At 62.5% G+C, this 11,458-nt stretch carries 13 protein-coding genes; 8 read left to right on the top strand and 5 right to left on the bottom strand.

Features of this window, described 5'->3' with window-relative positions:
* Positions 1–60 precede the first annotated feature (60 nt).
* Complete coding sequence (locus PQR53_RS21545; RefSeq protein ID WP_007181784.1) at positions 61–264, bottom strand: cold-shock protein; 204 nt, start codon at positions 262–264, stop codon at positions 61–63.
* Between the two features lie 394 nt (positions 265–658).
* Here PQR53_RS21545 and PQR53_RS21540 point away from each other — a divergent pair, with 394 nt between their 5' ends.
* Positions 659–2,104: an NAD-dependent succinate-semialdehyde dehydrogenase gene (locus tag PQR53_RS21540; RefSeq protein WP_408458084.1), complete on the top strand. Its 1,446-nt coding sequence runs from the start codon at positions 659–661 to the stop codon at positions 2,102–2,104.
* A 99-nt stretch (positions 2,105–2,203) separates the two neighbouring features.
* Positions 2,204–2,779, top strand: a complete 576-nt coding sequence (locus tag PQR53_RS21535) for a GNAT family N-acetyltransferase (protein ID WP_408458081.1) — start codon at positions 2,204–2,206, stop codon at positions 2,777–2,779.
* Positions 2,780–2,844: 65 nt separating this feature from the next.
* Here PQR53_RS21535 and kdgT read toward each other — a convergent pair whose 3' ends face one another.
* Positions 2,845–3,861: a 2-keto-3-deoxygluconate transporter gene (kdgT, locus tag PQR53_RS21530; protein WP_408458079.1), complete on the bottom strand. Its 1,017-nt coding sequence runs from the start codon at positions 3,859–3,861 to the stop codon at positions 2,845–2,847.
* Positions 3,862–4,188: 327 nt separating this feature from the next.
* Between kdgT and kduI the strand changes: the two genes are divergently transcribed.
* The 3 genes from kduI to kdgR all read left to right on the top strand — a co-directional run bounded on the left by kduI (position 4,189) and on the right by kdgR (position 6,943).
* Positions 4,189–5,025 carry a 5-dehydro-4-deoxy-D-glucuronate isomerase gene (gene kduI / locus PQR53_RS21525; RefSeq protein ID WP_408458076.1) on the top strand — a complete coding sequence of 279 codons (837 nt, stop codon included), beginning with the start codon at positions 4,189–4,191 and terminating at the stop codon, positions 5,023–5,025.
* Between the two features lie 113 nt (positions 5,026–5,138).
* Positions 5,139–5,894, top strand: coding sequence for a 2-dehydro-3-deoxy-D-gluconate 5-dehydrogenase KduD (gene kduD, locus PQR53_RS21520; protein ID WP_408458074.1), 756 nt, complete (start codon positions 5,139–5,141; stop codon positions 5,892–5,894).
* Positions 5,895–6,058: 164 nt separating this feature from the next.
* Positions 6,059–6,943: a DNA-binding transcriptional regulator KdgR gene (gene kdgR / locus PQR53_RS21515; protein ID WP_408458540.1), complete on the top strand. Its 885-nt coding sequence runs from the start codon at positions 6,059–6,061 to the stop codon at positions 6,941–6,943.
* A gap of 73 nt (positions 6,944–7,016) precedes the next feature.
* On the opposite strand, the gene PQR53_RS21510 is transcribed toward kdgR, so the two are convergent.
* Positions 7,017–7,949 carry a TauD/TfdA dioxygenase family protein gene (locus PQR53_RS21510; RefSeq protein ID WP_408458072.1) on the bottom strand — a complete coding sequence of 311 codons (933 nt, stop codon included), beginning with the start codon at positions 7,947–7,949 and terminating at the stop codon, positions 7,017–7,019.
* 580 nt (positions 7,950–8,529) lie between these two features.
* On the opposite strand from PQR53_RS21510, the gene PQR53_RS21505 reads away from it, so the two are divergent.
* The 3 genes from PQR53_RS21505 to PQR53_RS21495 all read left to right on the top strand — a co-directional run bounded on the left by PQR53_RS21505 (position 8,530) and on the right by PQR53_RS21495 (position 9,385).
* Positions 8,530–8,655: a hypothetical protein gene (locus PQR53_RS21505; RefSeq protein ID WP_408458070.1), complete on the top strand. Its 126-nt coding sequence runs from the start codon at positions 8,530–8,532 to the stop codon at positions 8,653–8,655.
* A 58-nt stretch (positions 8,656–8,713) separates the two neighbouring features.
* Complete coding sequence (locus tag PQR53_RS21500) at positions 8,714–9,055, top strand: hypothetical protein (RefSeq protein ID WP_408458068.1); 342 nt, start codon at positions 8,714–8,716, stop codon at positions 9,053–9,055.
* Positions 9,056–9,136: 81 nt separating this feature from the next.
* Positions 9,137–9,385 (top strand): hypothetical protein, encoded by a 249-nt coding sequence (locus tag PQR53_RS21495; protein ID WP_218911313.1) that lies wholly within the window; start codon positions 9,137–9,139, stop codon positions 9,383–9,385.
* A gap of 4 nt (positions 9,386–9,389) precedes the next feature.
* Here PQR53_RS21495 and PQR53_RS21490 read toward each other — a convergent pair whose 3' ends face one another.
* Both PQR53_RS21490 and PQR53_RS21485 read right to left on the bottom strand, forming a co-directional pair.
* On the bottom strand, positions 9,390–9,638 hold the full coding sequence (locus PQR53_RS21490; RefSeq protein WP_408458066.1) for a hypothetical protein: 249 nt from the start codon (positions 9,636–9,638) through the stop codon (positions 9,390–9,392).
* Between the two features lie 209 nt (positions 9,639–9,847).
* Complete coding sequence (locus PQR53_RS21485; RefSeq protein WP_408458063.1) at positions 9,848–11,020, bottom strand: 4-hydroxybenzoate 3-monooxygenase; 1,173 nt, start codon at positions 11,018–11,020, stop codon at positions 9,848–9,850.
* Between the last annotated feature and the right edge of the window lie 438 nt (positions 11,021–11,458).

The following is an 11,458-nucleotide window of genomic DNA, read 5'->3' as shown; positions in this document are numbered from 1 at the left end:
CCCGCACGCAAAAAAAATCCGCCGGTCCACGCATCTGCATGCGCGGACCGGCCACTCCTTTCACACCGGCTTGATATCCGCCGCCTGCTTGCCCTTCGGTCCTTGCTTGATTTCGAAGCTGACCTTCTGGTTTTCCTGCAGCGATTTGAAACCTTCGCTGCGAATTTCCGAGAAATGGGCAAACAGATCCTCGCCACCGTCGTCCGGTGTGATAAAGCCAAAGCCCTTCGCATCATTGAACCACTTCACTGTACCGGTTGGCATGTCGATTCCTCGTGCACCTTGGTTGATTGGGTTGCATTCGCCGTCTTTCGCCTGCCGCTTTCGAGTCTTGCCCTGGGTGCTGCCTGGGTGCTGCCCTGGCCTACCCGTGGCATCATCGAAGGCTGTCGGCTGCCGCCGGTTCCTGCTACTGCCGCTTGACTTTACGCCTGTTTGAGCGGCGCCGCTCAAGCAAGCGTTTCACCGCCGCGGCAACCGGGGCAGCAAGACGCGTGCCGCGCACCCGCTGTGACCCCACCGCGGGTGCGATCGCGCGCAATCAGATAAGATGATTGTTATCGGCAGTCCACCCATGGCCGCGCAAGTCCAGCTTATCGCTCCGCGATCCGCCTCACGAGCGCGCGACCTATCGCTTTCCCACTAACAGGAACCCAGCATGGCCACCTCGAGCTATACCGACACCCGACTTCTGATTAACGGCGAGTGGTGCGACGCCGCCAGCGGCAAAACCCTCGACGTCGTCAATCCCGCCACCGGCAAGGCCATCGGCAAGGTGGCCCATGCCGGTATTGCCGATCTGGATCGGGCACTGGCCGCCGCTCAGCGCGGCTTTGAAGCATGGCGCAAGATTCCGGCCAATGAGCGCGCCACGACCATGCGCAAGGCCGCCGCGCTGGTGCGCGAGCGCGCCTCCGACATCGGCCGCCTGATGACGCAGGAACAGGGCAAGCCGTTCGCCGAAGCGCGCGTCGAAGTGCTCGCCGCAGCGGACATCATCGAGTGGTTCGCCGACGAAGGCCGCCGCGTCTACGGCCGGATCGTGCCGTCGCGCAATCTGGCGGCGCAGCAAACAGTGCTCAAGGAACCGATTGGCCCGGTGGCCGCATTCACGCCGTGGAATTTCCCGGTCAACCAGGTCGTGCGCAAGCTGAGCGCGGCGCTCGCGTGCGGCTGCTCGTTCCTCGTGAAGGCGCCGGAAGAAACCCCGGCGTCGCCGGCAGCGCTGCTGCAGGCCTTCGTCGAAGCAGGCGTGCCGGCTGGCACGGTCGGCCTCGTGTTCGGCGATCCGGCTGAGATTTCGAGCTACCTGATTCCGCATCCGGTGATCCGCAAGGTCACGTTCACCGGTTCCACGCCGGTCGGCAAGCAGCTGGCCGCGCTGGCCGGTGCACACATGAAGCGCGCAACGATGGAATTGGGCGGTCATGCGCCTGTCATCGTGGCCGAAGATGCCGACGTGGCACTGGCCGTCAAGGCCGCCGGCGGCGCGAAGTTCCGCAATGCAGGCCAGGTCTGTATTTCGCCCACGCGTTTTCTGGTGCACAACAGCATCCGTGAAGAATTCGCCGCGGCCCTCGTCAAGCACGCTGAGGGCCTCAAGCTCGGCGACGGTCTGGCAGAAGGCACCACCTTGGGGCCGCTCGCCAACGCACGCCGCCTCACCGCGATGAGCAAGGTGCTCGACGACGCGCGCAAGGCCGGCGCCAAGGTCGAGACGGGCGGCGAACGCGTCGGCTCGGAAGGCAACTTCTTCGCGCCGACCGTGCTGACCAACGTGTCGCTCGAGTCGGACGTGTTCAACAACGAACCGTTTGGCCCGATCGCCGCGATCCGCGGATTCGATACGCTCGAAGAAGCGATCGCTGAGGCGAATCGTCTGCCGTACGGTCTGGCGGGTTATGCGTTCACGAAGTCGTTCCGCAACGTGCATCTGCTGTCGCAACAGATGGAAGTCGGCATGTTGTGGATCAACCAGCCCGCCACGCCTTCGCCGGAAATGCCGTTTGGCGGCGTGAAGGATTCGGGCTACGGATCGGAAGGCGGTCCGGAAGCGATGGAAGGCTATCTGGTCACCAAGGCGGTTTCGGTGATGGCCGTTTAAGACGGGTCTTTCAGACTTTTATCGGCTCACTGCGAAAGGCCCGCGAACGCACGTTCGTGGGCCTTTTTTCTTGTTATGAACCACCCCACCCTTGAACCTATGCAACCCACGCTGACCGGACACACGGTTGAACTCAAGCCGCTACAGCAGGAGCACGCGCAGGGTCTGCTCGACGCTGCTGCGGACGGCCAGTTGTGGAACATGAAGCTGACCGTCGTGCCGGGTCCCGAAACCATCGGCGGCTATATTGCAACCGCACTCGAGGGACGCGCGGCCGGTACGGTGATGCCGTTTGCGATCGTGCGACGCGATACGGGCGCGATTGTCGGCAGCACGCGGTTCTGGAAAATCGACCGGCTGAACCGGAAGCTGGAAATCGGCCACACGTGGTTGGGCGAATCGGTGCAGCGCTCGGCGGTGAATACCGAGGCGAAGTATCTGTTGCTGAGTCATGCGTTCGAAGCGATGCAGTGCGTGCGCGTGCAGTTCACGACAGACGAGCTCAACGAGAAATCAAGAGCCGCAATTCTGCGGATCGGCGCGCAGCAGGAAGGGATTGTCCGGCACGAGCGGATCATGCCGGACGGGCGTAAGCGCAATTCGGTGCGCTTTAGCATCATCGATGAAGAGTGGGCGCAGGTTAAGGCGATGCTGGAGGGGAAGCTGGGGCGGTGAGCCCCGCCCCACGTGACTCACTTCGCGCCGCCGCGTTCTCGCACAGACCAGCCTCCTACGCGCTCTCAAACGTGCGCGTCCTGCTCCTTGAGCGGCGGCTGCGCCACCCCGGCAAACTCCTCGCGCAACGCTTCCCGCGCATGATGCCTGCGCACCCACAGCGCGGTCAGAATCGGCACGAGAATGGCGGTCACGAGACATGCCGTCGCCACCATCGCGGTCGCTGCCGGCACCAGTGGCTTGAAGCGCGGAATCATCTCGCCGATGATCGCCGGGTTCGCCACCGCGGCGCCCGCCGTCGACGAAGCCGCCAGGCCCGCCGCCCCATTGCCGCCCGCAATCCAGCGGTCGGCGAAAATCAGCGGAATACCCGTCACCACGATCACGCCAAGACCCAGCACGATCCCTGGCAACCCGCTCTTGACGATCACGCTGAGGTCGATGCCGTTACCGAGCGCAAAGCCGAAGAACGGGATCAGCGGATGCACGCAACGGCCGAAGAATTCGCGCAACTCGCCATCCAGATTCCCGAGCGCGAAGCCGATCAGAAACGGCAGCACCGCACCGACGAAAAGCCGCGGCTCGAAGAACGCGACACCGGTCGCCCCGAGAATGATCATGCTGACGAGCGGCCCCGATTCGATCGACATCAACACGAACGCGCCCGCCTCCTCCTTGCTGCCGTATTGCTGCATCACAGCCGCATAGAGACCGCCGTTGGTCATGTCCATCGACGTCGTGATCGCGAGCACCGAGAGGCCGGCGAACAGCCCTGCCTTGACGCCGTCGATCGGAATGAAGCGGGCAGCGATCAACGTCGCGATCCAGGCCACCACCATTTTGGTCACGAGCAGCGTGCCCGACTTGCGCAGCACCACGCCCGTCGCCCGCAGGTCGATCGTCGCGCCCATGCAGAAAAACCACACCGCCAGAATCGGCACGGTGCCGGTAATCAAACCATTGGTGAACGAGCCGAGATATTTTCCCGCGCCCGGCGCAAACGTGTGAACACAGGCGCCGAGCAGCAACGGCACCAGCATCAGGCCGCCTGGAATGCGGTCGATGGCCTTCTTGAGCTTCATGCCTCCTCCATGGACTTTGCGTCCAGTTATCGGGTGGGTCACCCGGGGGTAATTGTCCCGTTCTTACGCCGGGCGACTCCCTTTCGGCGCAATATAGCATCACGATAGGAACAACGTTCCGATTTTGATAGACTTCCGGCTCATCGTTTACCCTCTTCCCGTCCGCAAGCCTTGCCACGCTTGATGTGGCAGCGCAATATTTTCGGACCGACGTTCCAGATTCAATATTCTGCGCTACAGTCGAGAGCAGAACGGCGCCGCAAGATGGCGCCAGTACGGCACAAAGACGGCGCAACAAGACACCCATCCCGACCGGAGAAGAAAACAATGGAAGTGAGACAGAGCATCAACAGCGAATACGCGAAGACACTGGACACCGCGGGACTGCGCAAACAGTTTCTGGTCGACCAGGTGTTCGCGCGCGACGCGCTTCAGCTCACCTATAGTCATATCGATCGCATCATCGTCGGCGGCGTGTGGCCGGCCACGCGCGCGGTCGAACTGCCCGCCTCGCTCGGCAAGGCGATCGGCGTCAACTATCTGCTGGAGCGCCGCGAGCTCGGCGCGATCAACATCGGCGGCGACGGCTGGGTCGACGTGAACGGCACGCGCTACACAGTGCGCAACGAAGAGGCAATCTACATCGGCAAGGGCGCACAAGCCGTCGCGTTCGGCAGCGAGGATGCCGCGCGCCCCGCGAAGTTCTACCTCAACTGCGCGCCCGCGCATGAGTCGTATCCGACCCGCACGATCTCGCTAGCGCAGGCGTCGCCCGAAACGCTCGGCGATCCGGCCACGAGCAACCGCCGCACCATCTACAAGTTCATCGTCCCCGAGGTCCTGCCCACTTGTCAGCTCTCGATGGGCATGACCAAACTCGAACCCGGCAGCCTCTGGAACACGATGCCGTGCCACACGCACGAACGGCGCATGGAGGTGTATTTCTATTTCAACATCGCCGACGACGCGGCCGTCTTCCACATGCTGGGCGAACCGGGCGAAACGCGGCACATCCTCGTGCACAACGAACAGGCCGTGATCTCGCCGAGCTGGTCGATTCACTCCGGCGTCGGCACGCGCGCCTACACGTTCATCTGGGGCATGGTCGGCGAAAATCAGGTGTTCAGCGATATGGATCACATCGCGGTCCGCGACCTGCGTTGAAGGCGAACTCGCGCCTGGCTCGGAACCGCAGAGACCCCAGAGCCGCACGCACCCAGACACACAAGCACCCGTGACACCACTGGCACCGCGAACGACATAGGGACCTACGCAACGTGAACACCTTCGATCTGACCGGCAAGGTCGCCATCGTCACCGGCAGTAACACGGGCCTCGGCGCCGGCATGGCCGTCGCGCTCGCCACGGCCGGCTGCGACATCGTCGGCGTGAGCCGCGTCGACGCCGGCGCGACGCCCGCGCTCGTCAAAGCGGCCGGGCGCCGCTTCGCGGACGTGCGCGCCGACCTTGCGTCGATCGCCCCGGTCGACGACATCGTGCGCGCCGCAATCGAAGCGTTCGGCCGCGTCGACGTGCTCGTGAACAACGCGGGCATCATCCGCCGCGACGACGCACTCGAGTTCAGCGAGGACGACTGGGACGCCGTCATGGACGTCAACCTGAAGAGCGTGTTTTTTCTTTCGCAAGCCGTGGCGCGACAATTCGTGACGCAGCAAAGCGGCGGCAAGATCATCAACGTCGCGTCGATGCTGTCGTTCCAGGGCGGCATACGCGTGGCGTCCTATACGGCGTCGAAAAGCGGCGTGCTCGGTCTCACGCGCCTGCTCGCGAATGAATGGGCCGGGCACGGCATCAACGTGAACGCGATCGCGCCGGGCTATATGGCGACCGCGAACACGGCGGCACTGCGCGGCGACGCGCAGCGTAACGACGAAATTCTCGGCCGCATTCCAGCCGGGCGCTGGGGCACGCCGGAGGATCTCGCGGGACCGGTCGTGTTCCTCGCCTCGTGCGCGTCGGACTACGTGCACGGTCATACGCTTGCCGTGGATGGCGGCTGGCTGGCGCGCTAGCGTGGCGGCGGCAGAGGTCACGCGGCTCGCGAGACGCGGTATGCTCTCGGCGCTGAGGTCCGGCCGGCACGCGGGTCGGCACTGTCGGCAGCGGGATGTGAGCGGGTTTTGAATGCGATCTCAGCGCGTTTTGAGCAGACAGGCATCAACAGGGAATGACAGAAATGGCGGCAATCGGCAAGCAGCGCAAGGACGACGACATCGCACACGAGCCGGACGCGGACAGCACGGGCTGCGTGGCCAACGACCGTGGCGAATCGGCGTCATCGGTCGGTCGGGTCTTCGCGATTCTCGGCGCGATCGGCGACAGCGGACAGATCGGCATCAGCGAACTGTCGCAGAAGCTCGGCATGTCGAAGACCACCGTGCATCGCGTGATCCAGACGCTGAAGGCGCTCGGCTATGTCACGCAGGAAATCGAAACCGAGCGTTACCGGCTGACGATCCGCCTGTTCGAACTCGGCGCGAAGGCGCTGGAGAGCGTCGATCTGGTGCGCGAGGCCGACGTCGAGATGCGCCGCATCGGCCAGATCACGCGCGAGGCGGTGCACCTCGGCGCATTCGACGAAGACGCCATCATCTACATCCACAAGATCGACGCCGACTACGGGTTGCGCATGCAGTCGCGAATCGGCCGCCGCAATCCGTTGCACAGTACGGCGATCGGCAAGGTGCTGCTGGCGTGGATGGACCCGGCCGAAGCGCGCGAGGTGCTCTCGCACGTGGAATTTCGCAAGTCGACGCAGAAGACGCTCGCCAGCGCCGACGCCGTATCAAGCATCCTGCCGCGCGTACGCGAGCAAGGCTACGGCGAGGATAACGAGGAACAGGAAGAAGGACTGCAATGTCTCGCGGTGCCGGTATTCGATCGCCTGGGCCGCGTGATCGCCGGCCTGTCGATTTCGTTTCCGACCATGCGCTGCGGCGCCGACACGAAATCGCACTACGTCGCGCTTCTCAAGCAATCGGGGCTCGCGATCTCGACGCGGCTCGGTTACCGCGACGCGAGCGCGCCGGAGCATCTGGCCATCGAACAGGGTTCGCCTTAAACACGAACGCGCCGCCAGAGCCGCCTCGATCAGCGGCCCAGGCTAGCGGCACAGGCGCCCTGGCCCGCGTGGTTCAAGCGGCCTTCGCCGCCGGCTTCGGTTCGACGCTGCGTGTAAAGCTGCGGCGACCGTCGACGCTCACCGGCACATCACCCTTCAGCGTCACGCGACGCACCACGCGGTGCGCGTCGCCGTAATCGTTGACGGCGTAGTGCTGGGTCGCGCGGTTGTCCCAGATCGCGACGTCGCCTGCCTGCCAGCGCCAGCGCACGATGTTCTCGGGTCGCGTCACATAGGCTTGCAGCAGTTCCAGCAGATGCGCCGATGCACCCGGCGTGAGACCGACGAAGCTCTTCACGAAATGACCGAGAATCAGCGTCTTTTCGCCGCTTTCCGGATGAACGCGCACGACCGGATGCTCAGTCTCATAGCGTGTCGATACAAATGCTTCGCGATGGCGTTTGAACGCTTCGACGTCGCGTCCGCGCTCGCCGACGTTGGCGTGGTTCGCGTAGTCGTATTCATTGCTGTGCACCGCCCACAGTTGTTCCGCGAGGGCCTTGAGCGGCGGCGGCAGATCGTCGTAAGCGGTGGCTGTGTTCGCCCATACCGTGTCGCCCCCTACCTCCGGAATCGTCACGCCGCGCAGAATCGATGCCTGAGGATACGCATCGACGAAAGTCACGTCCGTGTGCCACGAATTCGCGCGGCCGCCGCGATGCGAATCGAGTTCGAGCAGGTAGTCGGTACCGTCGATCACCGGCACCGTCGGATGCGAGACCGGCTCGCCGAGCAGCTTCGCGAAGGCTTCCTGATCGGCATCCTGCAGATGCGTCTGGCCGCGGAAAAAGATCACCTTATGGCGCACCAGCGCGGCGCGAATCGCTTCGACGGTTGCCGGTTCGAGCTGCTCCGACAGGCGCACGCCGCGAATTTCCGCGCCGATGCGGCCGGTGACGGGATGAACGTCCAGTGCGTTGGACGTCGCGAGACTGAGATTCGACATGCGATGCAACTCCTGAGGTTGAGGACGGGACAGTCAGCGCGCCATGAGGCGCGCAGCGCGACAACCTTGATCTGAATTCGACGGTGGCTCGAGCCAGTGGAACCCAGATCAGTTCGTCAGCGCTTCTGCCGATCTAACCAGCGTTGAGGGCGCACGTAAAAGACTTGTTTTTTCTGTGCTTATCACGCACTCGGGAATAACCATCGAGCGGATGCCATGACGTCGAAATCGTCATGATCGAGGCCGCACCTTCCAGGTCTGCAACTGAATGTATCCGTTTGGCATACGGCCGAAGATGTGCCGTGTCGTACATGTTCCTGTTGTTCACACGGATGCGCGCCGGTTTGCCGGAGCCCGGTGGATGCATGACGGTCCGACGCTTTTCATAGCGTGCTCAACGGCTTGGCCACTCACTGCATGCCATCGGAACGGTCAATCGCAGCGCTGCAACGCATTCCACGCACCGTGCTGTGTACACAGCCGACATGCGCAGGAATCGACACGTCCTGTTACACACGAACACACCGGTAATCCCGCCGGTCAGTAGAGTTCGATCACACGCAATCGGGAGAGCAATTTCATGAAACGAATTTTCGCGCTGGTTCTATTGGCTATCACCCTCGGCAGTGCATTGGGTGGTTGCATCGTCGTCCCAGAGGGCGGTTATCACAATCATGACCACTATCACGATCACGACCATTACTAAGCGCCGTTCACAGAGCGCGCTCCACCCTCAATCGAAAATCGAAAATCGAAAATAAAACATGAACAATTCACGAAACCGCTGGCTGTCCATTGCAATCGTCGCAGGTCTGGGGATTGGGGTGTCTTCTGTCGCGCTGGCGCACGTCGATGTGGGCGTGAATATCGGCGTGCCGGGTGTGGCCTACGCGCCCGCGCCGGTCTATGCTCCGCCGCCGCCCGTGGTGGTGGTGAGTCCTGGCTGGCACGGCGATCGTTATTACGACGGCCACCGTTACTGGGAACGACGCGAGTGGGAAGGCCGCCATCACGAGCGCGAATGGCATGATGCGCGCGGCTACCGCGACGGCCCACACGGCGATTGGCACGGCCATGGCGACGACCACGGCCGCGGCTATCACTGATGAAGCATGGGCGCTGGCGGCGCCACTCAGACCACCGGCCCCCACACGCATTCGCGCCACACCCTTTGCAGGAGTGACGATTTGATACGCAGCGATCCACGGCGAGTAACGGCGCAAATCAACGGCACAGTCATTTCCGCCGAATACAGCGAACAGACCGGCCAATTGTGTTTGCGTCAGGATGGCGCCGTGCTTCGCGAGTGGTTTCCACCTCATTCGTGGATCGCGATTGCGTCGGTCGCCGGCGCGCGGCACTGGGGTACGCGGCCGAGTGACGAGGATCTTCAGGCCTTACTGCGCAATGAGATGACGCTGTTGCGCGCGCAATGAACCCTTAACGTGCGTTGTAGATCGGTGGCGAATACGAGCTTACCGTGGTATCGCTGCCGTGACCGGCCTGCCATGTGCCGCGACTGGCCGAACCATAACCGCTGGTATCGGCCTGACGCGCACTTTGCTGCCCTGAAACCTGCGACTGCGCGCCCTGTGCGTTTTGCGGCGCTGGCTGATTCGATTGTGCAAACGAAGCGATCGGAGCGCCGAGAACTACGGCAATCACAACAGCGTTGATGAGCGATTTCATGAAACCACCTCCAGAGATTGGCTTATACGCGCCGCGGATGTAACGCGGAGTACGGTAAGAGACAGTCTAAGGGTGGACCAGATGCGGATAAATCCTACATTGCTGAATTCACTGTTCCTGTTGGCACCACAATGGCGAATGCGCACCGGGACTTGTCGCTTGACTGAACATCGCTTGCTTCATCCAACTACGCATTGCCCACACCGCTGTTATACGACCGCGACGCCTACATAGTTCTCCGCCATCGCGGTCGCTGCCGCGCGCGACGTGGTCACATACTCGAGCTCGGCGACTTGCAGTTGTTGCTCGAACGGCGATGCGCCTTCAATGCGGTGCATCATGCTCGTCATCCAGTACGAGAAATGTTCCGCACGCCAGATGCGTTTGAGCGCGGTTTCACTGTAACTGTCGAGCAGATCGGTACGATTTTCGACGTAGAACGCGCTCAGCGCCTTAGTCAACACACGCACATCGGCAACGGCGAGGTTCATCCCCTTGGCGCCGGTGGGCGGCACGATATGCGCGGCGTCCCCAGCGAGGAAGAGCCGGCCATGCTGCATGGTGGCTGACACGAAACTGCGCATGCCGACAATGTTCTTCTGGAAAATCTTGCCGTCGACGATTTTCTGGCCGTCGTGCGAATCGACGCGTGCGTGCAACTCGGCCCAGATTCGATCGTCGGACCAGTTGTCGACGGAATCTTTGGGATCGCATTGGAAATACATGCGCTGCACGTTCGGCGAGCGCGTGCTGATCAGCGCGAAACCGCGCTCGTGCCGCGCGTAGATCAGTTCATCCGACGAGTGCGGCCCTTCGCACAGAATGCCGAACCAGCCGAATGGATAGACGCGCTCGAAATCCTTGCGCAAAGCCTGCGGAATCGATGCGCGCGAGACGCCTTGCGAGCCGTCACAGCCGATCACGAAGTCGCATTGCAGTTCGCATGCTTCGCCTTCGTGGCGATAGCGGATCGAAGGCCGATCGGTATCGATACCGTGCACGGACGTCTCCGTCACGCTGAAACGCAGGGCCCCGTCGGCCGCCACGCGCGCGGCGACCAGGTCCTTGATGACTTCGTGTTGCGCGTACACGGTGATCGAATGACCGGTGAGACCCGTCAGATCGATGCGTCGCCGCTTGCCTTCGAACGCCAGTTCAAAACCGTGATGCAGCGCGCCCTCGGCCTTCATGCGTGCGCCGACGCCGGCTTCGGTGAGCAGGTCCATCGTGCCCTGTTCGAGCACACCGGCGCGGATCGTGGATTCGATCTGTTCGCGAGTACGCGATTCGAGCACGACGGACTCGATGCCACGCAAGTGAAGAAGATGGGAAAGCAGCAGGCCCGCAGGCCCGGCACCGATGATGCCAACTTGGGTGCGCATGAGTTGTCTCCTGAATGCGGCGTTTGATATGCACGCAGTTTGACAATCATGCGCCGTATCGCGCAACGCGATATGGTGGATAGGCTGTATCTAGTTTTGAGATAACGGGTGTGCCCGATTGAACGACGCCGTTGGGCACGAACGTGTTCCAACAGCGCCCAGTCGGCGTTTGCTGCGATTCGACCAGTAGCTGCCCGTTCGTCTCGCTTTGCATGAGCCTAAGGTAAACCCCGAGCCTTTCTCGCCGCTATGGCGCCGTGGTCGTAGCGGCGTTGCGCTGCGTCGTTCACATCCCTGGCGCTCGCGGCGACCTCGCGGCGACCTACTACACCGACCGTTTGCTGCTACGCGAGGAATAAGCGGTACACCGGGTTTTTCGTCTCTTCCCAGTACGGATAACCCAGCGTCGTCAGAAAACGTTCGAACTTGCTGTTCTCA

It is taken from the genome of Paraburkholderia fungorum (assembly GCF_046027605.1).
Taxonomy (GTDB): Bacteria; Pseudomonadota; Gammaproteobacteria; order Burkholderiales; family Burkholderiaceae; genus Paraburkholderia; species Paraburkholderia fungorum_F.
The sequence above is the reverse complement of the archived record's forward strand: the minus strand, read 5'-3'. Positions and strand labels throughout refer to the sequence as shown.

Coding starts and splice junctions, on each gene's coding strand:
- PQR53_RS21545 (WP_007181784.1), bottom strand. CDS start 264: ATGCCAACCGGTACAGTGAAGTGGTTCAATGATGCGAAGGGCTTTGGC.
- PQR53_RS21540 (WP_408458084.1), top strand. CDS start 659: ATGGCCACCTCGAGCTATACCGACACCCGACTTCTGATTAACGGCGAG.
- PQR53_RS21535 (WP_408458081.1), top strand. CDS start 2,204: ATGCAACCCACGCTGACCGGACACACGGTTGAACTCAAGCCGCTACAG.
- kdgT (WP_408458079.1), bottom strand. CDS start 3,861: ATGAAGCTCAAGAAGGCCATCGACCGCATTCCAGGCGGCCTGATGCTG.
- kduI (WP_408458076.1), top strand. CDS start 4,189: ATGGAAGTGAGACAGAGCATCAACAGCGAATACGCGAAGACACTGGAC.
- kdgR (WP_408458540.1), top strand. CDS start 6,059: ATGGCGGCAATCGGCAAGCAGCGCAAGGACGACGACATCGCACACGAG.
- PQR53_RS21510 (WP_408458072.1), bottom strand. CDS start 7,949: ATGTCGAATCTCAGTCTCGCGACGTCCAACGCACTGGACGTTCATCCC.
- PQR53_RS21505 (WP_408458070.1), top strand. CDS start 8,530: ATGAAACGAATTTTCGCGCTGGTTCTATTGGCTATCACCCTCGGCAGT.
- PQR53_RS21500 (WP_408458068.1), top strand. CDS start 8,714: ATGAACAATTCACGAAACCGCTGGCTGTCCATTGCAATCGTCGCAGGT.
- PQR53_RS21490 (WP_408458066.1), bottom strand. CDS start 9,638: ATGAAATCGCTCATCAACGCTGTTGTGATTGCCGTAGTTCTCGGCGCT.
- PQR53_RS21485 (WP_408458063.1), bottom strand. CDS start 11,020: ATGCGCACCCAAGTTGGCATCATCGGTGCCGGGCCTGCGGGCCTGCTG.